Source organism: Hymenobacter properus, assembly GCF_015694735.1.
GTDB lineage: Bacteria > Bacteroidota > Bacteroidia > Cytophagales > Hymenobacteraceae > Hymenobacter > Hymenobacter properus.
This window is the reverse complement of record NZ_JADQDP010000002.1, coordinates 321,957-347,655: the sequence shown is the minus strand read 5'-3', so window position 1 is coordinate 347,655 and position 25,699 is coordinate 321,957. Positions and strand designations below refer to the sequence as shown.

The 25,699-nt window shown below is 61.4% G+C and carries 21 protein-coding genes; 10 read left to right on the top strand and 11 right to left on the bottom strand.

Annotated elements, in window-relative coordinates; genetic code table 11:
- Nucleotides 1–241: 241 nt before the first annotated feature.
- Nucleotides 242–2,344, top strand: a complete 2,103-nt coding sequence (locus tag I2I01_RS07690) for an OmpA family protein (RefSeq protein ID WP_196285870.1) — start codon at nucleotides 242–244, stop codon at nucleotides 2,342–2,344.
- Between the two features lie 83 nt (nucleotides 2,345–2,427).
- On the opposite strand, the gene I2I01_RS07685 is transcribed toward I2I01_RS07690, so the two are convergent.
- Entirely contained in the window at nucleotides 2,428–2,853 is a 426-nt protein-coding gene (locus tag I2I01_RS07685) for a DUF4844 domain-containing protein (protein WP_196285869.1), read from the bottom strand.
- Nucleotides 2,854–3,123: 270 nt separating this feature from the next.
- Nucleotides 3,124–4,599, bottom strand: coding sequence for a proline--tRNA ligase (proS, locus tag I2I01_RS07680; RefSeq protein WP_196285868.1), 1,476 nt, complete (start codon nucleotides 4,597–4,599; stop codon nucleotides 3,124–3,126).
- 270 nt (nucleotides 4,600–4,869) lie between these two features.
- Between proS and I2I01_RS07675 the strand changes: the two genes are divergently transcribed.
- Nucleotides 4,870–6,351 (top strand): hypothetical protein, encoded by a 1,482-nt coding sequence (locus I2I01_RS07675; RefSeq protein ID WP_196285867.1) that lies wholly within the window; start codon nucleotides 4,870–4,872, stop codon nucleotides 6,349–6,351.
- A gap of 77 nt (nucleotides 6,352–6,428) precedes the next feature.
- The gene (locus I2I01_RS07670; protein WP_196285866.1) at nucleotides 6,429–8,000 is read left to right on the top strand and encodes an OmpP1/FadL family transporter; all 1,572 of its coding nucleotides are present in this window, start codon (nucleotides 6,429–6,431) and stop codon (nucleotides 7,998–8,000) included.
- Between the two features lie 88 nt (nucleotides 8,001–8,088).
- Here the strand turns inward: I2I01_RS07670 and I2I01_RS07665 are convergent, their stop codons facing one another.
- From I2I01_RS07665 to prmC, 3 genes are all read right to left on the bottom strand, one after another.
- Nucleotides 8,089–9,111 carry a hypothetical protein gene (locus tag I2I01_RS07665; RefSeq protein ID WP_196285865.1) on the bottom strand — a complete coding sequence of 341 codons (1,023 nt, stop codon included), beginning with the start codon at nucleotides 9,109–9,111 and terminating at the stop codon, nucleotides 8,089–8,091.
- Nucleotides 9,112–9,285: 174 nt separating this feature from the next.
- On the bottom strand, nucleotides 9,286–10,944 hold the full coding sequence (locus I2I01_RS07660) for a catalase (RefSeq protein ID WP_196285864.1): 1,659 nt from the start codon (nucleotides 10,942–10,944) through the stop codon (nucleotides 9,286–9,288).
- Nucleotides 10,945–11,186: 242 nt separating this feature from the next.
- Nucleotides 11,187–12,044: a peptide chain release factor N(5)-glutamine methyltransferase gene (gene prmC / locus I2I01_RS07655; protein ID WP_196285863.1), complete on the bottom strand. Its 858-nt coding sequence runs from the start codon at nucleotides 12,042–12,044 to the stop codon at nucleotides 11,187–11,189.
- A gap of 54 nt (nucleotides 12,045–12,098) precedes the next feature.
- Between prmC and ribD the strand changes: the two genes are divergently transcribed.
- The 5 genes from ribD (at nucleotide 12,099) to I2I01_RS07630 (ending at nucleotide 16,782) form a co-directional block, all read left to right on the top strand.
- Nucleotides 12,099–13,133 (top strand): bifunctional diaminohydroxyphosphoribosylaminopyrimidine deaminase/5-amino-6-(5-phosphoribosylamino)uracil reductase RibD, encoded by a 1,035-nt coding sequence (gene ribD, locus I2I01_RS07650; RefSeq protein WP_196285862.1) that lies wholly within the window; start codon nucleotides 12,099–12,101, stop codon nucleotides 13,131–13,133.
- 98 nt (nucleotides 13,134–13,231) lie between these two features.
- Nucleotides 13,232–13,714, top strand: coding sequence for a GAF domain-containing protein (locus I2I01_RS07645; protein ID WP_196285861.1), 483 nt, complete (start codon nucleotides 13,232–13,234; stop codon nucleotides 13,712–13,714).
- Nucleotides 13,715–13,758: 44 nt separating this feature from the next.
- Nucleotides 13,759–14,727 (top strand): carboxypeptidase regulatory-like domain-containing protein, encoded by a 969-nt coding sequence (locus tag I2I01_RS07640; protein ID WP_196285860.1) that lies wholly within the window; start codon nucleotides 13,759–13,761, stop codon nucleotides 14,725–14,727.
- A 54-nt stretch (nucleotides 14,728–14,781) separates the two neighbouring features.
- Entirely contained in the window at nucleotides 14,782–15,462 is a 681-nt protein-coding gene (locus I2I01_RS07635; protein ID WP_196285859.1) for a hypothetical protein, read from the top strand.
- A gap of 144 nt (nucleotides 15,463–15,606) precedes the next feature.
- Entirely contained in the window at nucleotides 15,607–16,782 is a 1,176-nt protein-coding gene (locus I2I01_RS07630; protein WP_196285858.1) for a glutathionylspermidine synthase family protein, read from the top strand.
- A gap of 80 nt (nucleotides 16,783–16,862) precedes the next feature.
- Here the strand turns inward: I2I01_RS07630 and I2I01_RS07625 are convergent, their stop codons facing one another.
- The 5 genes from I2I01_RS07625 to I2I01_RS07605 all read right to left on the bottom strand — a co-directional run bounded on the left by I2I01_RS07625 (nucleotide 16,863) and on the right by I2I01_RS07605 (nucleotide 21,988).
- Complete coding sequence (locus tag I2I01_RS07625; RefSeq protein ID WP_196285857.1) at nucleotides 16,863–17,264, bottom strand: GxxExxY protein; 402 nt, start codon at nucleotides 17,262–17,264, stop codon at nucleotides 16,863–16,865.
- A gap of 104 nt (nucleotides 17,265–17,368) precedes the next feature.
- Entirely contained in the window at nucleotides 17,369–18,031 is a 663-nt protein-coding gene (locus I2I01_RS07620; RefSeq protein WP_196285856.1) for a phosphatidylserine decarboxylase family protein, read from the bottom strand.
- Nucleotides 18,032–18,285: 254 nt separating this feature from the next.
- On the bottom strand, nucleotides 18,286–19,572 hold the full coding sequence (locus I2I01_RS07615; protein WP_196285855.1) for a Glu/Leu/Phe/Val family dehydrogenase: 1,287 nt from the start codon (nucleotides 19,570–19,572) through the stop codon (nucleotides 18,286–18,288).
- A 349-nt stretch (nucleotides 19,573–19,921) separates the two neighbouring features.
- Entirely contained in the window at nucleotides 19,922–20,860 is a 939-nt protein-coding gene (locus I2I01_RS07610; protein ID WP_196285854.1) for a phosphatidate cytidylyltransferase, read from the bottom strand.
- A gap of 150 nt (nucleotides 20,861–21,010) precedes the next feature.
- Nucleotides 21,011–21,988 (bottom strand): CPBP family intramembrane glutamic endopeptidase, encoded by a 978-nt coding sequence (locus I2I01_RS07605; protein ID WP_196285853.1) that lies wholly within the window; start codon nucleotides 21,986–21,988, stop codon nucleotides 21,011–21,013.
- Nucleotides 21,989–22,181: 193 nt separating this feature from the next.
- Here I2I01_RS07605 and dusB point away from each other — a divergent pair, with 193 nt between their 5' ends.
- Both dusB and I2I01_RS07595 read left to right on the top strand, forming a co-directional pair.
- Nucleotides 22,182–23,171 (top strand): tRNA dihydrouridine synthase DusB, encoded by a 990-nt coding sequence (gene dusB / locus I2I01_RS07600; RefSeq protein WP_196285852.1) that lies wholly within the window; start codon nucleotides 22,182–22,184, stop codon nucleotides 23,169–23,171.
- Nucleotides 23,172–23,359: 188 nt separating this feature from the next.
- The gene (locus I2I01_RS07595; RefSeq protein ID WP_196285851.1) at nucleotides 23,360–24,562 is read left to right on the top strand and encodes an ATP-binding protein; all 1,203 of its coding nucleotides are present in this window, start codon (nucleotides 23,360–23,362) and stop codon (nucleotides 24,560–24,562) included.
- Nucleotides 24,563–24,643: 81 nt separating this feature from the next.
- Here the strand turns inward: I2I01_RS07595 and I2I01_RS07590 are convergent, their stop codons facing one another.
- Entirely contained in the window at nucleotides 24,644–25,699 is a 1,056-nt protein-coding gene (locus I2I01_RS07590) for a lipocalin family protein (RefSeq protein WP_196285850.1), read from the bottom strand.

Genomic DNA, 25,699 nt, shown 5'->3' with positions numbered 1-25,699 from the left:
AGGAGGCGCCCCCTGGCCGCCGTCCACTTTTTACGCACCGTAAAACCTTGAATTACCACACCTCCCCGCCCCGCCGAATAACGCCTCGCGGAACGGCACCGGGAAGGTAATACATTCATTCGGGAGGCTCCGCAAATCCTTTTCGGCAGGTTGGCGGCGGTAAATTATTCTTCATTCGTTTGCTTTTGCCGTTATTTGCCCTGCCTACTCCTGTTGCTACATTTTTCATCCTGCCGTTACTATGAATAATTATCTTATCCGAAACACCTTACTGGCCGTACCAGCAGCCCTGCTGCTCTCGGCGGCGCCGGCCCTGGCCCAGCACGTGCAGTGGGCCGCCCGCCTCGTCGCGGTATCGTCCTACAAGTCGGAAGGCAAGGACCCATTTTCGCCCAATCAGGTGCTGGGCGTGCCCAACGCCCTGCCACTGGGCCAAATCAGCAACGACGCCTGGATTCCGCGCAAGGAGGGGCCCAATGAGTTCATTGAAGTGCGCTTCGCCCGCTCCATTGCGGCCCAGCAGGTCACTATCGTGGAGAACTTCAACCCCGGCTCTATCACCAAAGTGGAGCTGGTAGACACCAAGGGCGAGCACCACGAAGTGTACGCCAACGCCAACCCTGGCCCCCTGCCCGAAACCTTCCGCACGCTTGAAATTCGCTTTCCGACAGCCGACTACCGCACCCTGGGCGTGAAGGTGTACATGAACACGGCCAAGGTAGAGGGCGTTAACCAGATTGATGCCATTGGCGTGGCCGACGTGGCCTCCACCATGGTGAAGCAGGACTTCACCGAGCCCAAAGGCCCCGAGGCAGTGAAGTCGACGCAGTTCGACTCGTCGCTGGTGAACCTGGGACCGAACGTGAACACGCGCTATGTGGACACCCACCCCGTGATTTCGCCCGACGGCCGCACCCTGTACTTTGCCCGCCAAAACCATCCCGGCAACGTGGGCGGCTCGCGCGACCCGCAGGACATTTGGTACTCGAAGCTGCTATCGGGCCGCAACAAAACCTGGAGCTTGGCAAAGAACATGGCCGAGCCCAGCAACAGCCCCGAAGACCCCAACGGCCTGGCCTCGGTGTCGGCCAACGGCCGGTCGGCCCTGCTCATTGGCGTGTACGAAGACGGCCTGATGCAGCCTAAAGGCTTCAGCATGAGCAAGCAAACACCCGGCGGCTGGACCAAGCCGGTGAAGGTAGAAATTGACGACTTCTACAACAAAGACCCCGAGCACATCGACGGCTTTCTGGCTACTTCGGGCAAGGCTCTGCTCATGGCCGTGGAGCGCAACGACGGCGTTGGCGGGCAAGACTTGTACGTGAGCTTCCCCAAACCCGAAACCCTGCCCGAAGGCGTGGCCACTGTGAAAAAGCAAACCGAGTGGACCAAGCCCATCAACCTGGGCCGCAACATCAACACTACCGGCTCGGACTTCGCCCCTTTCCTGGCGGCCGATGAAAAGACCTTGTACTTCGCCAGCGACGGGCGCGGTGGCTACGGCAAGTCCGACATCTTTTATACCAAGCGCCTCGATGATACCTGGACCAACTGGAGCACGCCCCGCAACCTGGGCCCGGTGGTGAACTCGCCCGACTTCGACGCCTACTATACCATCTCGGCCGCCGGCCAGGACGCTTACCTGGTGTCGTCGCGCAACGGCATCGACGGTTCGAAGGACATCTTCCGCATCTCGCTGGCCCCCGCCTTCCAGCCCGAAGTGGTGACCCTGCTGACCGGCCAGGTGCTCGACGTGAACACCAAGAAACCCATCCGGGCCATCATTCACTACGAAAACCTGCTCACGGGCGAGGAAATCGGTGTGACCGAGACGGACCCGCGTGATGGCTCCTATACCATTGTGCTGCCCAGCGGCGTGCAGTACGGCGTGCGCGCCGAGGCCAAAGGCTACATCGCCGAAAACGCCAACCTCGACGTGACGGCCAAGGACAAGTACTCGGAGCAGAAGCAAGACCTGTTCCTCGTGCCCTTCGACGTGGGCCAGACCGTGAAGCTGAACAACATCTTCTTCCAGCAAAGCAAGTACTACCTCAACACCAGCTCCTACCCCGAACTGCTGCGCCTCATCCGCATCATGAAAGACTACCCCACGGTGGAAATCAAGATTTCCGGCCACACCGACAACCAGGGCGACCCTGCCCTGAACCTGAAGCTGAGCCAGGACCGCGTGAACGAGGTGAAGAAGTACCTCGTGGCCCACGGCATCAACGGGGGCCGCATCACCACCGAGGGTTTCGGTGGCACCAAGCCCATTGCCAGCAACGACCAGGAAGAAACCCGCTCGCGCAACCGCCGCGTGGAGTTCACCATTACCAAGAAGTAGCGCTTTCGCACTACTTTCCCGGTCAAACAAGAAGCCCCGGTACCGCTTGGTACCGGGGCTTCTTGTTTGACCGGGAAAGTAGCTTACTGCTTGGCCGTTGACTCGCTTTCGACAAAGGCCGTGAGGCGCCCTTCGGAGCTTTCAATGCCCACCAAATCGAGCAGGTCCTGATAGAAAGAAGCGGTCTGCTGACGGTCCTCCAGGGTTTTCATCAGCGGGTTGATGCGGCTTAGGCCAGCGTCGAGGCTCTGCAGAAAGGCTTCCTTGGTGGGATTGGTGCGTGAGGCGAGGGCCAGGAAATCGGAAGTGGACTGCGCCAATACACGGTTGGTCAGCGGGCGGGCTTCGACGGGCAGAATTGCCGCCTTCTTGCCCACCTCCATAGCATCTTGCGTTTGCTTGAGCAGCTTCTCAAGCTTGCTCGCCGCTTTGCTGGGAATGGTGATGGTAGTTTGGGCGTAAGCATTGCTGCCCAGTAAGATAAGGAGTGCGAGTAGAAAATTACGCATGAGTGAAAGAAGTTAGCACCACGCAACCACGTGGCACTTTAATGGCCCAAAGATAGTGCCAACAACGAGCCATTTTATGAATTAAATCAAATTTTTTATTTAATTCATAATAAAATTTAACCTACCCTACAGGTTATGAGCTCATGCTGAATGAATCAGGCCTCAGCGAGGCCACAGCTTCAGAAACAAAGCTGTGGCCTCGCTGAGGCCTGAAATTTATCCTGGTGCACCCGTGTATTGACAGCTGCCCCGCGGTTAGCTTATCGCGTTTTAGTAAGCCCGGGCGAAGTAGGCCCGGCGCGGGCTCGGCTTGCCCGTCACCATGCAAATGCCTTCCTCGTCGGGTTCGGCCAGGGCCAGGCAACGCACGGTGGCTTTGGTTTCTTCCTTGATGCGTTCCTCGGTTTCGGAAGTGCCGTCGTAGTGAGCCAGCAGGAAGCCGGGCTCCTCGTCCAGCATGCGCTTGAACTCGTCGTAGCTGTCCACGCGCGTGGTGTGCGTGTCGCGGAAGTCCTTGGCCTTGGCGTAGATGTTGGTTTGAATATCAACCAACAGCTGGTCAACGGTGGCCACAATGTCGGCCAGCGGCAGGCTCATTTTCTCCTTGGTGTCGCGACGCACCACTTCCACCATGCCGGCGTCGAGGTCGCGCGCGCCGATGGCCAGGCGCACGGGCACGCCCTTCAGCTCCCACTCGGCAAATTTGAAGCCGGGGCGCTCGGTGTCGCGGCTGTCGAGCTTCACCGAGATGCCGCGCGCGATAAGGCCCTGCTGAATAGGCCGGATGCGCTCGATGAGAGCGTCCAGCTCGCCGGTTTTGTAGATGGGCACGATGACCACCTGGATGGGCGCCAGCTTGGGCGGCAGCACCAGGCCTTCATCGTCGGAGTGGGCCATGATGAGGGCGCCCATCAGGCGGGTGCTCACGCCCCAGCTGGTGCCCCACACGTGCTCGCGCACGCCTTCCTTGTTCGAAAACTGCACGTCGAAGGCTTTGGCGAAGTTCTGGCCCAGGAAGTGGCTGGTGCCGGCCTGCAGGGCCTTGCCGTCCTGCATCAGCGCCTCAATGCAATAGGTGTCTTCGGCACCGGCAAACCGTTCGTTGGGGGTTTTCACGCCTTTCACCACGGGCAGGGCCATATGCTCCTCGGCAAACTCGGCGTACACGTCGAGCATCTGGCGGGTTTCGGCCACGGCTTCCTCGGCGGTGGCGTGGGCGGTGTGGCCCTCCTGCCACAGAAACTCGGCCGTGCGCAGGAAGAGGCGCGTGCGCATTTCCCAGCGCACCACGTTGGCCCACTGGTTGATGAGCAGCGGCAGGTCGCGGTAGCTCTGTACCCAGTTTTTGTAGGTGTTCCAGATAATGGCTTCGGAGGTAGGGCGCACCACCAGTTCTTCTTCCAGCTTGGCGTTGGGGTCCACGCGCAGCTTGCCCGGCTTGTCGGGGTCGGTCTGGAGGCGGTAGTGCGTCACCACGGCGCACTCTTTGGCAAAGCCTTCGGCGTTTTTCTCCTCGGCTTCGAACAGGCTTTTGGGCACGAAGAGCGGGAAGTAGGCGTTTTCGTGGCCGGTGCGCTTGAACATGTCGTCGAGCTGGCGCTGCATTTTTTCCCAAATGGCGTAGCCGTAGGGCTTAATCACCATGCAGCCGCGCACGGCCGAATTTTCGGCCAGGCCAGCACGCTTTACTAACTCATTGTACCAGAGCGAATAATCTTCTTGGCGGGTAGGCAACTTTTTGCTCATAAAAGGCATCTTAGGGGTAATCGAAAAAGTTCCCAACTCTGGTACAACATTTGAATTGACCAAGCGGCACCGTTTCGGTGCCAAATTACGTTAGGAATACGCGGACCTTCCCAGCGCCGCACGGCCGGCCCTCACGGGCGGGCGCGCAAGGCCAGTGAGCAGGGGCTTCGTGTTCTGTTTATTAGCAGGTGCCGGCCCGCGCTTCCTTCATCTACCTTCTACTATTTGCGTTGTTACTTTACCGCTGTCCCACTCTTTTCGTCCTCAGTCATGAAAAATTCGCTCACCGCTTTGTTGCCCGCCATGGCCCTGCTCGCGCTGGGCGGCTGCGCGAGCACCGCGGGCCTCGCCACGTCGGAAGACGACGGGGTCTATTACTCTTCGAAAGACCGCACCACGGCCGTGGTGGCCGCCGCGCCCGCCCCGGCCGCTACCGACGAAGCTGCCAACCCCGACTACCATGGCGGCTCGGCCAAGTCATCGGCCAGCCAGGGCACTGGCTCCGACCAGTACTACGACAACACGTACACCTACATGAAGGGCGTGCCCACCAGCCCGGGCCTGGCCTATTACACCCCGTATAGCCCCTACACTACCCTCAGCTACGCCGGGGCGTATGGCTACGGCTGGGGCGGCGGTGCCTGCGGCTTCTCGCCGTATCCCTGCGTTGGCGTTTACGACCCGTTCTATAGCTCGTTTTACAGCCCCTTCTACAGCCCGTTTGGCTATGGCTACCGGTCGGGCATTAGCGTAAGCTTCGGCTTTGGCTACGGTCGTTCGTACGGGTATTACGGCTATTCGCCTTTTGGCTACGGCTACTCCCCGTACGGTTATGGCTACGGTGGCTTCTACGACCCCTTCTACTCGCCCTATTACTACGGCGGGGCCTTTTACGGTGGCTACTACGGCCGGGGTGGTTACTACGGCAACAGCTACAATGGCGGCTATTATGGCAACAGCGGCAGCTACGACAACCGTGGCAACGGCCGCACTTACGGCCACCGCACCGACCGCGCCTCCGAAGGCCGGGCTTCGACGGCGGGCGTGAATAGCGGCTCTACGCCGGCACCGGTGCCGGCAGGTGGCGGGCGCATGCGCAGCGAGATGGTGGTGCAGCCGGGTACCACACCCACCTCGACGCCTGACGGCGTGTCGATTGAACGGAGCCGTGGGCGTTCCGACGCGGGCTCCCTCACCTCTACTCCGGGGCAGGAACAGAGCACTGGCGGCTTCAACCGCCCGCAGCGCATGGACCGCACCGGCCAGCCGCAATACCGCGACATGAGCCAGCCGACCACCATTTCGGCCCAGCCCGATGCGGCACCCGCCCAGGGCCAGGACATTCGTGACAACGGCCGCGGCCGCTGGCGCAATGCCGACGCCAACCCGCAAGGGGGCCAGATGCAGCCCACTGCTGCCCCGCAGCCGGTTGAAAACGAGCGCCGCCGCGGCGGGTTCTTCCGCAACCTGGCCGGCGACCAGCCGGCTAACAATGGTGGTCAGACGGCCGAGCAGCCGCAACGCCGCAGCTACGAACAACCCCGCCCGCAACGCACCTTCGAGCAGCCCCAGCGCACCTTCGAGCAGCCCCAACAGCGTAGTTACGAGCAGCCTCAGCAGCGCAGCTACGAGCAGCCGCGGCAGGAGCGCACCTTTAGCCAGCCTTCGTACTCGGCTCCGTCGTATGGCGGCGGGGGCGGCGGCGGAAACAGCGGCGGTGGCGGTGGCGGCGGTCGCCGGGGTCGCGACTAAACGAATCGGTTTGTTTTCTGCAAAAATTCCCCTTAGCGAGCCGGCCCGACGGCCGGCTCCTTTTCTTTCCCTTCCCCATGAAAAACCGGATATTATGGCTTAGCCTGGCCCTCGTTGCGGGGCAGGCCGGCCACGCCTTTGCCCAAGGCCCCAGCGATGCCCTGCGCTATTCGCGCCTGCAGTTTGGTGGCCCAGCCCGTACGCAGGGAATCGGCGGGGCCAACGTGGCCCTGGGCGCCGATTTTGGCAACCTCACCAGCAACCCCGCGGGGCTGGGCCTGTTTCAGAAGTCGGAGCTGCACTTCACGCCGGGTGTGGGCGTGGGCCAAAGCGACGGCCGCATTGAAGGCATCTCCAGCGCCGCTGTCAACGATACCAAGAACAGCTTCCACATTGCCAGCACGGGCGTGGTGCTGGCCAACCGCAAGGCCGACACCGAGGACGGCGACTGGCGCGGCGGGGCCTTTGCGCTGGGCTTCACCCGGCTGGCCGATTTCAACGCGAGTTCCAACTACCAGGGCACGTTTGGTCTGGAACGGGCTTCTTTTCTGGAACGGCTGAAACCTTCCGCTGGGGTGCAGCCACAAAGTTTCTATGACAACCTGGACGCTCAGGCCAGCAGCGGCCGCTACACTTCCGACCTGGGCCTGGCCTATGGCGCTTACCTGGCTAATATCTCTTCCTATCGGCGGGGCACCCGCGGCGACTCGGCCGTGGTGTTGCGCGCGCAGGGCAACCAGATAACCCAGGGCGAGCTGGTGACCAATTCGGGCTCGCTGTCGCAGTTTGACATCGGCTACGGGGGCAGCTTCCGCGACCGGTTGTACATCGGCGGCGGCATTGGCATTGTGAGCTCCAACTTCACCCAAACCCGCACGCTCACGGAGTCGGACAACGACCCCAACACCCACTTCCAGAGCCTGACCAGCAGCACGGAGCTGCGCACCAAGGGCAGCGGCTTCAATGCCCGCCTGGGCGTCATTGTGCGGGCCTTAGATAACCTGCGCATCGGCGCCTCGGTGCAAACGCCGACTTTCATGCGCCTGAGCGATACCTACAACGAAAGCCTGGTGGGCAGCTTCAGCGCCACCGGCACCGACCGCGTGCCCGGCGACCTGCCCGTGGGCACCGGCCCCAAGGTGTCTTTTCAACCCAATGACTACGACTACACGCTAACGACGCCCTTCCGGGCCAACGGCGGCGTGGCCTACACGCTGGGCAAGCACGGTTTCGTGACGGGTGACGTGGAATATGTGGGCTACCGCCAGGCCCGCCTGCACAACGACCCCAACGGCGCCAACGGCGACGACTACTCGTTTTCGGCCGAGAACCTCGCCGTCCGCAACCTGTATAAGAACACCGTAAACCTGCGCTTCGGCGCCGAGGGTCGGTTCGACGTGTTCCGGGTGCGGTTGGGCTATGCCCGCTACGGCGACCCCTACGTGGCCGACACCAACGACGACCGGGCCCAGAACTTCTACACCGCCGGCCTGGGCCTGCGCCAGGGCAATTTCTTCCTCGACGCGGCCGGCGTTTACACCACCTTCAACCAGGTGTACACGCCCTACAGCGTGGGCGGCCTGGAGCCCACCATTAAGGTGAGCAATACACGCTTCACCACCAGCGTCACGGCCGGCATCACGTTTTAGTGGCGGGCCTACACGCCGCTTGTTGCGTACAAAAAAAGGCGTCCTCTGCATGAGGGCGCCTTTTTTATTGATTGGCTGGCGGTTGGCCCTATTTCGTCACCTTCACCGAGCAAGTGAGTAGCGGAGCGGTGCCAAACACCGCGTTGCTCACCAGCAGCACGCCGGTGTGCGTAAGCCCGCTTTCGGTCACCCGGAACGCAACCACCTGGTTTTTAGCCAGCACACCGGTATTGAAGGGATTGATAAAGGTCGTTCCGGCAGTGAAGGCACTGGTGATGGCTGCCCCCGTGGTGATGCCGGCAAAATCGTTTTCGTTGAGCCGCGTGGCGCGCAGCTCGGTGGCTTTGCGGTTGCTGCGGGGCCACCGCTGGGGGTTTAGCTTAAACACACTGGTATCGACGGGGGCGTGCAGGCTCACGGAAGTGCCGTCGAGGCTGTAGGCTATCAAATCCACCAGCAACTGGTTGCCTTGCACGGTGGTTTCGCGGTTCAACACGGCGTACTTGGGCAGCAGCAAGCCGGTGCGCAGGTTCAGGAACACGCGGCGGCTGTCGCGCGTGCTGGCGGGCACGGCGCGGCTGCGGGGCACAGGCCGCAGCAAGGCCGTGTAGCTGTGGTACACGGCCGCCGAATCGGCTTTGCGCACCGTGAGGCGCAGGGCCCGGCTAGCCGATTCACCTTGCTTGTCCTTGATGGTGTACTGCCACTGCTCGGAGCCCGAAGTGGCCCGCGCCACAAAGGAATTGTTGAACAGGTACTCGCCGCCAGCCGGTGCAGGGGTAGAGGCCCCAAATACCGGCTCGATAAGGGAATCGAGGTACACAATGGTTTGTGCCTGAGGGGCATTCTTGGGGTCGAAGCTGGATACCGGCGTTGGGTAATTGATGGGGCTGAGCCCCGGGCTGTAAGTTACCTCCGCGTGCAGGCGCTCTAAAGCCACGTCGTTGCCCAGGGCGTAGATGCGCGTGGTGAGGGTGTCGTTGGCATTCACCGTCCGGTTGCCCGACGTAAGCGATGACGCGCCCACCAGGTCGAGCCGGACGGGCCCGTTGGTTTTGGCACAGGCGCCCAGCAGCGCGGGCAGGCAAAGCAGCAAAAAGCGAAAACGCATGGTGCAAAGGTAACGGTGGGCGCGGCCAGCCGTGGGGCGCAGGGCAGGTCCGCTCATCAACGGTCCATTGGCGTTCATATTTTACCGGCATCGGCAGCCACATCGCCTTGCCTGCACCCAACAAAAAAGGGCTCCCATTACCGGGAGCCCTTTCTCTTACTTATTTATCCGAAACTAGTACGGCTTGGCGTCGTGGGCCACTGCTTCGGCTTCGGCCGCTGCTTTCGAGCCTTTGGCTTCGTTGTACTGGTTGCCACCTTCGGCGTTCTGGCCGCCGCGGGCCGCGGCGAGGCCGTCGGCCAGGCGCTTGCCCCAGTCGGCGTCGCAGTTGGTGCACAGTTCCACCATCTTGTCGCTCACGGTGCGGTTGGCGGTAGCCAGGGCGCCCACCATGTTGCTGATGAGGTCGTCGCGCTCCCAATCTTCGTGCAGGCGGTAGCGCTCACCGGCTTGCTTGAAGTTGTTTTGGCGGTCGATGGTCTGGCGCATCAGGCGGCCCTTGTACTCGGGCATGTGGTCGGGTGCCGTGCGGGGCGCCTCCTTCAGGCCGTTCAGCGAGCTGGGCTCGTAGTTGATGTGGTTGTTCTGGCCCGGGGCCGAGTCCACGTGGTAGGCCATCTGGCCGTCGCGCTGGTTGGTGGCCACGTGCTTTTTGGGCGCGTTGATGGGCAGCTGCAAGTAGTTGGTGCCCACGCGGTAGCGCTGCGTGTCGGAGTACGAGAAGGTGCGGCCCTGCAGCATCTTGTCGTCGGAGAAGTCGAGGCCGTCCACCAGCACGCCCGTGCCGAACGCCGACTGCTCTACTTCAGCGAAGTAGTTCTCGGGGTTGCGGTTCAGCGTCATCATGCCCACGGGCAGGTGCGGGAACTGGTCTTCGGGCCAGATTTTGGTGTCGTCGAGCGGGTCGAAGTCCAGTTCCGGGTGCTCGTCGTCGCTCATAATCTGCACGCGCAGCTCCCACTTGGGGAAGTTGCCCTTTTCAATGTTCTCGAACAGGTCCTGCGTGGCGTGGTTGAAGTTTTTGGCCTGAATGGCTTCGGCTTCGGCGGCGGTCAGGTTTTTCACGCCCTGCTGCGGCTCCCAGTGGTATTTCACCAGCACAGCGTCGCCGTTCTGGTTCACCCACTTGTAGGTGTTCACGCCCGAGCCCTGCATCTGGCGGTAGTTGGCCGGGATGCCCCAGGGCGAGAACAGGAAGCTCACCATGTGCATGGCTTCCGGCGTGTTCGAGATGAAGTCAAAAATGCGCTCGCCGGTCTGGCGGTTGTGCACCGGGTCGGGCTTCTGCGAGTGAATGAGGTCCGGAAACTTCATGGCGTCGCGGATGAAGAACACCTTCAGGTTGTTGCCCACCAGGTCCCAGTTGCCGTCTTCGGTGTAAAACTTCACCGCGAAGCCGCGCGGGTCGCGCAGGGTTTCGGGCGAGTGGCCGCCGTGGCCCACCGTGCTGAAGCGCACGAACACCGGCGTCTGCTTGCCGGCGGTATTGAACAGCTTGGCGCGGGTGTACTTCTCGATGGGCTCGTTGCCCACCTTGCCGTAGGCTTCAAACACGCCGTGGGCGCCGGCGCCGCGGGCGTGCACCACGCGCTCGGGCACGCGCTCCCGGTCGAAGTGGCTGATTTTCTCAATGAACTGGTAGTTCTCGAGCGTGGCCGGGCCGCGGTTGCCCACGGTGCGGGTGTTCTGGTTGTTGGTGAGGGGGTGGCCCTGGCGGGTGGTCAGGGTCTGGGCGTTTTCGCCGGAAGCCATGCGGCCGTCCTGCGAGGTGCCGGCGCCGTTCACGGCCGTGCCGGTGCCGTCGCCCGACGTGGGATTTTGCGCTTCGCTCATGGAATGAATGCGTTTAGGTTGAAAGGATGGATTCGGAATTACTGTGCAAGTAACACCAAATTTTGGCCGCTTGTTTATAGATTTTGGTTATGGCAGCATTAGGAAAAGGCCGTTCGGAGGAAGGGCACCGTCTGTCATCCTGAGTGTAGCAAAGGACCCTATCACGACTGACCAGCTTGCAGTAAACCAGTTGGCGCAAGCGTGAGAAGGTCCTTCGCGGCGCTCAGGATGACAGACGAATATTAGCGCCGCGTACCCCGCACCATCCGCGCTTTGCCGAACATATCGGGCACCACGCGCACGTCCTCAAAAGCTTCTGGCGAGAGCAGAGCGGCTGTTTCGGCGCCTAGTGCTTCGTTAATCTCCCAATAAATACTGCCGCCGGCAACCAGCAGCTCCTGCCCTACCTCGGCCAGGCGGCGGTAGAACAGCAGCGGGTCGTCATCGGGCACAAACAGCGCTGTGGCGGGCTCCCAGGCCAGCACGTTTTCGCGCATGAGCGGCCGCTCGCTTTCGCGCACGTAGGGCGGGTTGCTCACCAGCACATCGAGGGCGCCGGGCGCGAGACCAGCGGGCAGCCCCCCTAAAATATCAACTTGCTGAAAGGCCACGGCCGGGGCGTAGCGCGCGCCGTTGCGCCGGGCCACGGCCAGCGCCTCGGCCGAAATATCGACGGCCATCACCTCGGCTTGGGGCAAGGCGCGGGCCAGCGCCAGCGCCAGACAACCCGAGCCGGTGCCCACGTCGAGCACGTGCAGGCCGGCGCGCGCGCGCTGCTCCTGGGTGATGAGGTGCACCAGCTCCTCGGTTTCGGGGCGCGGAATGAGCGTGGCGGGCGTCACTTCTAGCTCCATATCGGCGAAGTAGGCGGTGCCCAGCACGTATTGCACGGGCTCGTGGGCTTGCAGGCGGGCCAGCAGCGCAGGGCAGGCGGCCTCGGCGGCGGGTGGCACGGGCTGCTGGGCGTCCATCATGCGTTGCAGCGAGTCGATGCCCAGCAGGTGCTCCACCACCAGCGTGGCAATGGCCTGGGCTTCGCGCTCGGGGTAGAGCGGGTGGAGGGCCGCAGCAATGTCGGCGGTGAACTGGCGCGTGGTCATCGAGACAAATGTAGGCTCCGGCGTAGCTGCGGCGCGGCTGCTACCTTCGTCCTGATGAAAACAGACGACGCCACTTTCATGCGCCGCGCCCTCGATTTGGCGCAGCAAGGCACCGGCTACGCCCGCCCCAACCCGCTGGTAGGCTGTGTGGTCACGCACCAGGGCCGCATCATTGGCGAGGGCTGGCACCGGCAGTACGGAGGCCCCCACGCCGAAGTAAATGCCTTGGCCGCCGTGGCCGACCAGGAGCTGCTGAAGCAAAGCCGCGTGTACGTGACGCTGGAACCCTGCGCCCACCACGGCAAAACGCCCCCCTGCGCCGACCTGCTCATTGCCAAGGGCGTGCCCGAGGTGGTGATATGCAACGACGACCCCTTCCCGCTGGTGGCGGGCCGCGGCCTGGAAAAGCTGCGCGCCGCCGGCGTACGCGTTGAAACCGGCCTGCTGGCCGAGGAAGGTCGCTGGCTTAACCGCCGTTTCTTCACTTTCCACGAGAAAAAACGGCCCTACCTGGTGCTGAAATGGGCCGAAACGGCCGACGGTTTCCTGGCCGGGCGCTACTTCCAGCCCGTGCAAATCAGCGGGCCGCAGGCGGGCCTGCTCACCCACCGCTGGCGGGCCGAGGAGCAGGCCATATTAGTGGGCACCCGCACGGCCCTGCACGACAACCCGCGCCTGAGCGTGCGCGACTGGCCCGGCCAGCAGCCCACGCGCCTCGTCATCGACAAAAATCTGAGCCTTCCGCCCACGCACCACTTGCTCGACGGTTCGCAGCCCACCCTCATCTACACCTACCGCCAGCCCTATCACAAAGCCAACCTCGACCTGGTGCACCTCTCCGAAGCAGACGACCTCATGCCTCAGGTGCTGGCCGATTTGTATGAGCGCAACATTCAGTCGGTGCTGGTAGAAGGCGGGCCCACGGTGCTCAACGCCCTCATTAATGCGGGATTGTGGGACGAAATCCGGGTGTTCCGGTCGCCCACGACGCTGGGCCAGGGCATTGCGGCCCCGCGCATCGGCTTCGGTGGCTTGCGCAGCCAGGAAAACGTTGGGCCAGACCAGCTGTTCTGGTACGTAAACGAGTAATTTTTATTTGGTTGTCAGTTGCTCGTTATCAGTTGTTAGCCCTTTCCGGTTTCCTTCTGATAACCGACCTGACAACTAACAACAGACAACTGACAACCATGGCCGAATCCCTCACCCTCGATACCACGCTCACCAAAGCCGAGCAATACCAGCAGCTCCTGCCCCAAATCGAAGCCCTCACCACCGGCGAGCCCGACCTCACGGCCAACCTGGCCAATACGGCAGCGGCCCTACGGCAGGCTTTCGGCTTTTTCTGGGTGGGCTTTTACCTCGTAAAAGGCGATGAACTGGTGCTGGGTCCATTCCAGGGGCCCATTGCCTGCACGCGCATCCGGCACGGCAAGGGCGTGTGCGGTGCCAGCTGGGCGCGGGCCGAAACCGTGCTGGTGCCCGACGTGGAAGCTTTCCCCGGCCACATCGCCTGCAGTTCGGAGTCGAAATCAGAAATCGTGGTGCCGGTTTTAAAGAACGGGCAGGTAGTGGCCGTGCTCGACGTGGACAGCGACCAGCTCAACGATTTTGACGTCGACGACCAAGCGGCACTGGAGCAGCTGATGCAACTGGCGGCGCGGTGGTTTTAAGCATCACCGGGAGTTGCTCTCCTAATAGTTAATGTCCATTTCTTATGCGTGGCGCCCTTCGTCTCGGCCGCAAATACACCGTTGGCCCGGCCCTGTTGGCTGGCTTGTTGCTGGCGGGCGCGAAGGTTCGGGCGCAAGCCGTTGCGCTATCGGGCGTGGTGGTAGATGCTGTTTCTGGGCAGCCGGTGCCGTTTGCGGTAGTTGAAATCCGAGCGCGCCACTTGGGGGTGCAAACCACGGAACAGGGCCAGTTCACCATGGACTTGCCGACGGCTTGCACAACCTCCGACTCGTTGCAGGTTTCATCCTTGGGGTTTGCCCCGCGGGTGGTAGCCGTGCCGGGCGTCTCGCCGTGCCGGCTGGCCCTGCGGCCGTTGGCCGTGGCGCTGCCCGAAGCCGTGGTGCGGCCTTCCACGGCGCGCCCGGTGCTGCTGGGTCCCGCCGGGGCGGGCGATAAAGCCGGCTTTGGGGGCGGGGCCGGCATGAGCGCCGCGCACAGTTCAGGCTGGCAAGTGGCCCGGCGGTTCACTGAGGCTCCGGCCGGGACCATTCAGGCCGTTCGGTTTTACGTGAAGCCCAACCCGCATTGCGGCAAAACCTCCGTGACAGCGCCGTTTCGGGTTCGGCTTTATGCGGCCGACGGCCCCAACGGCGCACCAGGCACCGATTTGCTAACCACATCCGTTATCAGTGCCGCTGGCAAAGCGGGCTGGCACGAGGTAAATCTGGCCAATTACCAGGTGGCGGTGCCAACGGGCGGCTTCTTCGTGGCCATGGAGTGGCTCTACACCAAGCCCGATTTTGGCTGCGAATTCCACTACGTCACCTCGACCAAAGAGCAGAAAACAGTGTCGGTCTACGGCCAGAGCCTCGGCGGCTATCGGAATGCCACCGAGCCGCCGGGGTGGTACCTGAGCGCCGGCTATCCGTGGCAAACATTCCGGGCACTGCCGGACCATGCTGCCCTTGGCAGCCAGAGCGCCGCCATCCAGGCTTTGGTGCAACCCAATTAAAGCCGGCCCTGGGTTATATTTTTTCATCTGTTCCCCCTGAGCTCCTTCTTTTCTATGAAAAAGCACTTCCATTTCCTCGGCGACTGGCGCCGCAACGTGCTACTGCTGGCCGCCGCCGGCAGCCTTGGCCTCGCGCTGCCGGCCTGCTCCAACGACCACGACACCCGCACCGACGACAACGGCGCCGAGGGCAACTGGGGTGGCGAAACCTACAGCCAGGGCGTCATCACTGAAATGACCGAAGTGCAGCCCGGCGAGTGGAAAATCACGGCCGAGCGCCCCGCGGGCAAGGAGGAAGTGGCCGCCATTCTGCACCACGCCGACGGCAAAACCGACACCCTGCAAGGCCAGGCCCTGCAACGCCAGATGCAGGATTACAGCCGCCGCTACCCCGAAAACCACGCCAGTGGCAACGGCCTGATGAACGTGCTGATGTGGAGTAGCATCGGCTACATGGCCGGCCGTTTCATGACGCCTAACCCTACCTACTACGCCAACCCCGGCGTGATGCAGCAAACCCAGGCTTGGCGCAGCACCGTGGCCGACGAGCGCCGGGGCGGCCGCGGCTTCTTCGGGCGGGGCTTCAGCGGCGGACGCACCTCCCCTTCAGCCGGCATTCAGGAAAGCCGTTCCATCATGCGCAGCTCGCCGCGGCCCAGCTTCCGCAGCAGCGCGCCGGCGGGCCGCAGCAGCGGCTTCGGCAGCCGCGGCGGCTTCCGGGGGTTTGGGGGCTAAGGATATTCAAGTAAAAAAGCCCGTCATGCTGAGCGCAGCCGAAGCATCTCTACCGCGCAATGCAATTCTTTTAAGTGAATTACTGCTGCACGCGAGATGCTTCGGCTGCGCTCAGCATGACGTTCTGATTTTCATTGTCCAACTATGATAAATCTTCTCCCCCTCTCTGGCGACGTAGCCCCGGCCGTGCGCGCCCTGGGCTGGGACTGGGCCGTTGAAGACGCCTGCCAGCACTACGTGGCCCGTGAGGCCGTGCAGCTCACCGAAAACGAGGCCGAAACCCTGCTGCAAGCCGCTGATACGCTCTACGACATGCTGGTAGAAGCCATTCCCGACCCCATCCCCGACGAGCTGCTGCAAAAGCTAGCCATTGCGCCCGACCTGTGGGAAGCCGTGCGCCACTCCTGGAACGACGAGCGGCACTGGCATCTCTACGGCCGCTTCGACCTTGCCCTGACCGCCGATGGCCCCAAACTCCTAGAATTCAACGCCGACACTGCATCCAGCCTGCCCGAAACCGCTGTGGTGCAGTGGGCCAGCCTGGTAGCCGCCGGCCAGGCCAGCGACGAGCGCCAAGCCAACGGCCTGTTTGAGTGCCTCGAAGACCAATTCCGCCACTGGCGCGCCCTCAACAACGACCGGCAGGCCACTCTCCTGCTCGTGCATCTGCCCGACAGTGCCGAGGACGAAGCCAACTGCGCCGTGCTGGCCGAAGCCGCCCGCACGGCCGGCTTTGCCGATGTGTTTGTATGCTCGGTAGATGCCATGACGGTATCGGTGCAGGGCGAAGACCGGGGCGTATGGGCCGAATCGGTACCCGGCGAGTGGCAAAAGTTTGACTTCCTGTTCAAGCTAGTGCCCTGGGAAATTCTGGCCGAAGAGGAGCCCGAGCTCACCGCTGACCTTGCCCACCTGCAGCTCACCCGCGACGTGGTGACTGCCAACCCCGCTTACGCTCTGCTATTCCAATGCAAGGCCCTGCTGGCCCTCCTCTGGGACACCTTCCCCCACCACCCGCTGCTGCTCGAAGCAAGCCTGCAGCCCCTGCCCGGCCACCACGTGCGCAAGCCTCTGCTGGGCCGCGAGGGCCAGAATGTAACCGAAATCCAGCCTGATGGCCGCCCCGGCGCCGCCGTGCCCGGCGAGTTTGACCAGCAGCCCCAGTTCTACCAACGCTGGGCCGAGCTACCCACCGATGCCCAGGGCCGCCGCTACCAGGCCGGCGTGTTCTGGGCCGGCGAAGCCTGCGCCATCGGCTTCCGCCGCGACGCCGGGCTCATCACCAACCTGTCGGAATTCGTGCCTCACATTCTTATCTGAACCGCAGATTTTCGCAGATTAAACGGATAAGAACGGATTCGAATGGGTCCGTTCTTTTTCATTTTATGTTCTATGAGAATTCAATAAATGGGCTTGGTTTTGACGAAGCATTTGTATTCCAAAGAAGGGCCACCGAAATTGATGAGCAAGCCAACAGGAAGACGGTACGCCTCTAAGTAGTTGATGATTTGAGCATGGTGCGTTTCATTTAGAACGCTTAGAGCTTTAAGTTCCACCAACACGGTATCATTCACAAGAAAATCGACTCGACGCGAGCCAATTTCCTTTTGACGGTAGTAAATAGGCATTTCTAACTCGCGCTGCGCTACTACGCCACACTGTTCCAACTCGATAGCTAACGCCCGCTGATAAATCACCTCCTGAAAACCAGTTCCCAGCACCCGATGCACCTGCATGGCACAACCAATGATTTTGCCCGTCAATTCTTTGTACAGACTCAAATCAACTGGTGTCTTTTCCATACTGGAGCATCTTTCCAACAAGATAGCAAATTCAGTGAAGCACAAAAAAAGAACGGACCCATTCGAATCCGTTCTTATCCGTTTAATCTGCGAAAATCTGCGGTTCAGACCTTCAACTGGCAAATCACCGTTTCGCCGCCTTTCACCTTCTGGCCCAGCTCCACTTTCACATCCGAATCCACGGGCACGAATACATCGACGCGAGAACCGAACTTGATGAAGCCGAACTCCTCGCCCTGGCTCACTTCGTCACCCTCGTTCACGTACCACACAATGCGGCGGGCCATGGCGCCGGCAATTTGCCGGAAGAGCACGAGCGGGCCGGCGTCCGACTCTACTACCACGGTGGTACGCTCGTTTTGGGTGCTGCTTTTGGGGTGCCAGGCCACGAGGTAGTTGCCGGGGTGGTACTTGAAGTATTTTACCAGGCCCGAAATCGGGTTGCGCGTCACGTGCACGTTGATGGGCGACATGAAAATGCTGATTTGCTTGCGCTCGTCCTCGAAATACTCGGGCTCGAACACGTTCTCAATCACCACCACTTTGCCGTCGGCTGGCGCAATCAGCAGGTCTTCGTGGGTGAACATGTGCCGGTACGGGCTCCGGAAGAACTGTAGAATCAGCAGGAAGATGATGGCCGTAGCGCCTGCGAACAGGCCGTTCACCAACGTGTTGCCCCGGTTGAAATAGAACATCAACAAGTTGAGCGTCAGCAAAATCAGCAGCGTCACAAACAGAATGCGTCGTCCTTCTTTATGTATTTTCATGAACCGCGGATTGAACGGATTTTAACGGCTGAAACGGATTTTAGAGGTTCCAGGCAGCCGTTAAGATGAGTGGTCGGGGTGAATTTGGGCAAACAAAGGTCGGCAGGAAAACCAAAAAGGCACGAACCTCGCGGCCCGTGCCTTTTCAAAAGCAATTACGTCAGGATGTTAAAAACGGTTGAGGCTTCGCTTTCAAAGCAGGCGGAACCACCAAAAACCCGTTTTCTTCCGTCGCAATTTGTTATATCTGCGGGCTAGAAGCCGCCGCGGAACTTGTAGGTCTGAGCTACTTTGTCGATGGCCACCACGTAGGCCGCAATGCGCATCGGGATTTTATACTTCTGGCTGGTTTCGTACACCTTCTCGAAGGCTTCGGACATAATACGGTCGGCGCGCTCGGTCACCATGTCCAGGCTCCACTTGAAGCCCTGCTTGTTCTGCACCCACTCGAAGTACGACACCGTGACGCCGCCCGAGTTGGCCAGAATATCCGGCACCACCATAATGCCCTTCTCGTTGATGATGGGGTCGGCTGAGGCCGAGGTGGGGCCATTGGCGCCCTCCACAATGAGTTTGGCCTTGATGTCGTGGGCGTTGTGCTCGGTGATGACGTCCTCCACGGCGGCGGGCACCAGTACGTCCACATCAGAAGTCAGCAGGTCGTTCGGGTCCATCGGCGTGGCGCCGGTGAAGCCTTCGAGGCGGCCGTTGTGGACGTTTTTGTAGGCAATGGCCTCGTCAATGTTAATGCCGTTCTCGTTCCAGTAAGCGCCCGAGATGTCCGACACGGCCTTGATTTTCACGCCCTGCTGGTGCAGCAGCACCGCGGCCCAAGAGCCCACGTTGCCGAAGCCCTGCACAGCGGCCGATACTTCCGTGGGCTTGAGGCCCAGCTTCTTGAGCGCGGCCAGAGCCGACACCATCACGCCGCGGCCGGTGGCCTCGGTGCGGCCCAGCGAGCCGCCCATTACCAGGGGCTTGCCAGTCACCACGGCGGGCGAGGTCAGGCCGTTGGTTTTCGAGAATTCGTCCATCAGCCAGGCCATCTCGCGGGGGCCGGTGCCCATGTCGGGGGCCGGAATGTCGCGGTCGGGGCCAAAAATGTCTTTCAGGGCCAGCGTATAACCGCGCGTCAGGCGCTCAATCTCGCCGGCGCTCATGGTGGTGGGGTCGCAGATGATGCCGCCCTTGGCGCCGCCATAGGGAATATCAACCACGGCGCACTTCCAGGTCATCCAGGCCGCCAGAGCCTTCACCTCGTCGAGGTGCACGTTTTTGTCGTAGCGGATGCCGCCCTTGCTCGGGCCCAGAATGGTGTTGTGAATAACGCGGTAGCCTTCGAAAACGCGGATTTTCCCGTTATCCATCGTCACCGGAATGTGCACAATCACCTGCTTGTCAGGAGCTTTGAGCACGTTGTAGGTTTCATCATCAAGGCCGAGGATTTCGGCGGCGATGTTGAAACGCGACATCATCGACTCGAGCGGGTTTTCGCGGTCGACTTTCGGGGCCGGTTCTTTATACACGGTATTAGCAGCCATGCGGAAGGGGGTTGGTTAAGGAAACGTTGGGTGGGACGATAGGTACGTTTTAGGCCCGCAAAGGTATTGGTTTTGGCAGGATGCGGAAGGAATTTGCTGCAAACGTTTGGGGATGGTTGTAACTCCCTGTTATGCCTGTCATTGCGAGCGAAACGCAGTGAAGCGCGGCAATCCGTCCTGTCAAAACCAAATATGCCCTTTTACCAGAAAGCCCCAATACCACAATGGTACAGGGGCTTTTCGCGGGTTAAAATAGCCTTATCACCTCTCAAAGGCTGGTTGCGGCTGAGAGGACGGATTGCCGCGCTTCACTGCGTTTCGCTCGCAATGACAGACGAAGCAAAAGCCCCTACCCTGCCAGCAACTGCAGCAGCGCCAGCACCGGCAGCACCAGCAGAAACGCGTCGAATCGGTCGAGCAGGCCGCCGTGGCCGGGCATGATGCTGCCCGAGTCCTTTACCCCCACGCTGCGCTTGAGCATGGACTCGGCCAAATCGCCGAGCGGGGCAAACACGGCCACCACGCCGGCCGCCACCAGACGGTGCATGAGCGGCATGTTGGGCAGCATGAAGCCGATAGCCCAGCCCACTATCAGCGTCATTACAAAGCCGCCGGCCCAGCCTTCCCAGGTTTTGCCGGGCGAGACTTTGGGGGCCAGCTTGTGCTTGCCAATGGCCCGGCCCACGGCATAGGCGCCGATATCAGACGCCCAGATGAGAAAGAGCAGGGCGAAGATGCGGCGGTAGTCGTAGCCTTCGCCGCTTTGGGCCAGCAATGAAAGCAAAGCCATTGGCACACTGACGTAGAAAACGCCCATCAGCACCACACCGGCGTTGCCGAAAGGGCTTTTGTAGCGGGGCCACACGAGTAGCTCCCGCAGCAGCAGAATCACGGGAACCAGCACCGCCAGCCCCGTCCAAAGCAAACGCAGGTATAAACCGTTAATGACCCTAAAAAACTCGTCAAGAGCTGTCGCTGATTCGCCACTGAGGCCATAATCGAGTCGTACAAACCAAAATGTACCGACAAACACTAATATCCCTAGGGCCATGCCTACACCTGTGGCCGGATACAAATCACCCGCCCGCATCATGCGGTAAAATTCCCACAGCATGACGGCCTGCACGGCAGCGAAGAACAGCCCGAACGTCCAGGGGCTGAACCAGACGCTGCCCAGCAGCAGCGCGGCGCCCAGCACGCCATAAATGACGCGCAGGCGCAGGTTGCTGGGGCCGGCTTTTTCGGCGGGCGTTTCAGCGGGAGAGGTCGGAAGCGTAGAGTCGGGCAAGTTGGGAAAGGCTGTAGAGGAAGAATGAATTTTAGAACGTCATGCCGAGCGCGGCCGAGGCATCTGGCGTGCTGAAGTAAATCAATCGTGGCAACGAAGCACGCGAGATGCCTCGGCTGCGCTCGGCATGACGTTTTTCCGGCAATCGGGTTACGTTGTTTGCTGAACGCCCTCGCGGCTGAGGATGCGCATTTCGGTGGGCGGTGCCGGGGCTACGGCCGTCATGCGCTGGTGCAGCACGTAGAGCAGCCCCACCGTGAGCAGGCCCGAGGGCAGCACCCACCACCACGGCAGCGCCTCGTTGGAATCAGCATCGAAGCCCCAGCCCAGGGCGCCCTGCTGGGCAAGGTAGAGCAGCAGCAGTTGGAAAGCATTCTGGGTGAAGTGGGCGGCCATGCTCACCAGGATGTTGCCGCTCCACAGATACAGGTAGCCAAGTACCAGCCCCAATATGAAGCGCGGCACAAACCCAAAAAATTGAATGTGAATGGCCGAAAAAATAGCTGCTGCCAGCCACACGCCCACGTGCGGCGAAAACCAGCGCACCAGGTTTTTCTGCACCACGCCCCGGAAAACCAACTCCTCGGCCACGGCCGGCACCAGCGCCACCACCACCACGCCCACCAGGAAGCGCGCGCCCGTGTTGAAGCGGGTGAGGAACTTGGTGAGGGCAGCGGCGCGGTCTTCGCTGGCGCGGGCCCACACTTCAAAATCATGCAGCGCGGCCGGGAAGTGCGCGCCCGCATTCCAAGCAATGATGACCGACATCAGCGGCATGATGACGAGGATGAGCGCGCCCGCCGCCAGCAGCCACCAGCCCGCCCCGAGCCGGCGCGGATTGAAGTATTCGGCCCAGCCGTAGCCCAGCGCCGAGGCCAGCGCCAGCGCGCCGCCCCCAAACACCAGCCCCAGCGTGACGCCCTGAATCATCATCATCAGGCCCCAGCCGTTGGGCACGTCGGCCGGGCGCTGCATGGCCGTTATCATCTCGCCCACGCTCAGCCCGAAGCCGCCCATGCCCCAGGCAAATATCACGGCATAGGCCACACAAAGGCACAAAACCATGAAACCCAGGAGCAGCAGAATCTGCAGGCCGGGGTGCAGGGTGCGGGGCAGGAAACCTTTCATGGCGGGGTGCAAGTTGGGAAGGGCGTAAATTTACCGCAGTTTTTAACTTAGGCTTGAACAGCACGTCACATTAGAACGTCATGCTGAGCGCAGCCGAAGCATCTCTACTGCAGTAGCAAATGATTACTTGCACAGTAGAGATGCTTCGGCTGCGCTCAGCATGACGTTCGGAATAAAATAACCAAGCATTCCCGTGGTCAAAATAGGCAACATCGAACTCCCCGACTTCCCGCTCCTGCTCGCCCCCATGGAGGACGTGAGCGACCCGCCCTTCCGCGCCGTGTGCAAGGCCAACGGGGCCGATTTGATGTACACAGAGTTTATTTCCTCGGAGGGCCTTATCCGGGCGGCCGCCAAGAGCCGCAAGAAGCTCGACGTGTTCGACTACGAGCGGCCCATTGGCATTCAGCTCTTTGGCTCCGACGTGGAAACCATGGGCGAGTGCGCGGCCATCAGCACCGAGGCCGGGCCCGACCTCATCGACATTAACTACGGCTGCCCCGTGAAGCAGGTGGCCTGCCGCGGGGCCGGCGCTGCCCTGCTCCAGGACATCCCCAAAATGGTGGCCATGACCGCCGCCGTGGTCAAAAGCACCCACCTGCCCGTGACCGTGAAAACCCGCCTGGGTTGGGACGAGGGCACCAAAAACGTGGAGGAAGTGGCCGAGCGCCTGCAGGATGTGGGCATCAAGGCCCTCACAGTGCACGGCCGTACCCGCGCCCAACTCTACAAGGGCGAGGCCGACTGGCGCCTCATCGCCAAAATCAAGGACAACCCGCGCATCCAGATTCCCATCTTCGGCAACGGCGACATCGACTCGCCCCAGAAGGCGCTGGAATACCAGCAGCGCTACGGCGTGGACGGCGTGATGATAGGCCGCGCCAGCATCGGCTACCCTTGGATTTTCCGCGAGGTGAAGCATTACGTGGCCACCGGCCAGCTACTGGCGCCGCCCACGCTGGAGGAGCGGGTGGCCATGTGCCAAATGCACTTCGACCGCAGCGTGGAGTGGAAAGGCCCGAAAGTGGGCATCTTCGAGATGCGCCGCCACTACGCGCACTACTTCCGCGGCTTGGAAGGCGCCAAGGCCTGGCGTACCCGTCTGGTAGAGGCCGGCACCCCGGCCGAGGTGTACGAGATTTTGCAGGAGATTGCCAGCAGCGACGCCGTGCTGGTGGGGTAACTTTTGGCTTTGTTTGTCAACTCACGGCCCGTCATGCCGAGCGCAGCCGAGGCATCTCGCGTGCCGCAGTAAATCAATCGTGAGAACGATTTGAATTACTCCACCAAGCGAGATGCCTCGGCTGCGCTCGGCATGACGTTCTTTTTGCTCAGCCCGACGTTCTTTGTCGTTGCTACGTTACCGCTTTCATGATTCCGATTTACGAAAAGAAAACCCGCGTCAAAATCCTAGTGGCGGCGCTGGCGCTGCTCATTGGCGCGGCCACGGTGGTGTATACCAACCTGCTGGTGCAGCGCGTATCGGAACGGGAGCAGCAGCAGATTCAGCTCTACGCCAAGGCGCAGCAATTCATCGTCAACTCGGAAACGGACATCAATCCCTTCGTTTTCGACGAAATCATCAACGGCAACACTACCATTCCGGTCATCCTCACCGATGGCACCAACGTGGTGAGCGCCAAGAATGTGGCCATGCCACCGGGCGTTTCTGTTGCTGATTCGGTGGCACTGCTCAGCGCCGAGCTGGCCATCATGAAGGAAAAGCACCCGCCCATTCTGGTGAAGCTGGGCGCCGGGCAAGTAAACTACATCTACTACCGCGACTCGCAGCTGCTGCGGCAACTGCGTACCTACCCGCTGGTGCAGCTGGTGGTAATTGGCTGCCTGGCCATCATCGCCTACTTCGCGTTCAGCGCCTCGCGCCGGGCCGAGCAAAACCGTGTATGGGTGGGCCTGGCCAAGGAAACAGCCCACCAACTGGGCACGCCACTCAGCAGCCTGGTGGGCTGGCAGAGCTATCTGCGCGAGAGCGACCGGTTCCGGGGCGAGCCCATTGTGGAAGAGCTGGGCAAGGACATTCGGCGCCTCGAAATCATCACCGAGCGGTTCAGCAACATCGGCTCGGTGCCGGTGCTCAAAGATGAAAACCTGCTCCAGTCGACCCGCAACGCCATCGAGTACCTGCAAAGCCGGGTGTCGAAGAAGGTGGTGTTCAAGATTGAGTCGGACCTGCCGATGGACACGCCGGCCCGCATCAACGTGCCGCTGTTCGACTGGGTCATCGAAAACATCTGCAAAAACGCTGTGGACGCCATGGACGGGCGCGGCTCCATCACGCTGCACCTACGGCGGGTGCGCACGCGCCGCACCTGGTACCGCCGCGGCGCCCCGCCCCGCCAGGTGGCCGTCGACATCACTGACACGGGCAAGGGCATTCCCAAAAACAAGATGGAAAGCGTGTTCATGCCCGGCTACACCACTAAGAAGCGCGGCTGGGGCCTGGGGCTAGCGTTGGCCAAGCGCATCATCGAGAATTACCACGAGGGCAAGCTCTTCGTGAAGTGGAGCGAGATGGGCCGCGGCACCACCTTCCGCGTAGTGCTGAACCAATAAAGGGTTGAGTTTTGAGGGTTAAATGTTGAATGAAACACAATGGAAAAACTCAACATTCAACCCTCAAAACTCAACCCTTCTTTACCTATTCGTAATCTCCACATACGCATTGCCCGTCACGGGCTGGCCGTGGTGGGTGCCGGTCACGCGGCACATGCCTTCCCAGTACCGCAGGTTCAGCACTTTGAAGACGCGCAGGTTCAGTTCCTGGTTGGGCACGAGGGGCGTCACGGTAAGCTCATAGCCTTTGCTGGGCACGCTGACGTGCCAGGTGGCAGGGTATTTTTTCTTGGAGACCGGGCTGGTCCAGTACGTGAGGGGCTCCAGCTTAAAGTCGGCTTCGGCGAGGTGCAGGTTTTCGCCTTTGGAGCCAAAATGTGAGCCGCCGCCGATGTGCTGGCCGGTTTGGGTGTCGTGCACGGTGTAGAGCATCAGCTCCTCGCGGGGCTCGTCGAGCTGCAGGCTGAGCCAGTCCCAGGCCACGTTTTTCTTGTTCACGCCGCCGCAGTTCCACTGGCGGTCATACCACAGCTCGCCGGTCACTTCGTGCGTTTTGCCGGCCACTTCGATGGTGCCAGTGGCCGCGAGGCGCGGGTAGCTGTAGTAGCCGGCCTGGGCTACGGGGCCGTATTGCTCGTAGCCGGTGCCGCCGTGCAGCAGCACGGGCTTGGCCGGCGTGGTGCGCAAGCTAATGGCCTGGCCGGCGTGGTTGGTCATGCGGGCCTGCAAATTGTAGGTGCCCTCCTGGCCGGTCAGCGTCCAGGCTTGGGCGGCTTTTGGCTGCTGGAGGCTGAGGGGCAGCGTGGCCGCAAGCGGCTGGGGCAGCTTGCCGAGGTAGTAGTCGTAGCGGAACTGCTGGGCTTGCGGGTCGGTGAGGGCGAAGTGCACCATCTGGTAGTCCTGCTTGCCGTCGGGGTTGAAGTGGAAGAAAACATATTCTACACCGAAGCTTTCGCCGGTTTTCACATCCTTCAGGTGTCCCGTGAAGTACCACCACTCCAGCGAGTTGTTTACGTGCGGCGCCTCTTCCTGCGGCAGCTCGGCGCGGCCGGGAAAACGGTCGTTTTTGGTGGTAGGCTTGAGGATGGAACAGGCCGAAACGGCCGCGAGCAACAGAGCAAAACGCAGAAACTTCAT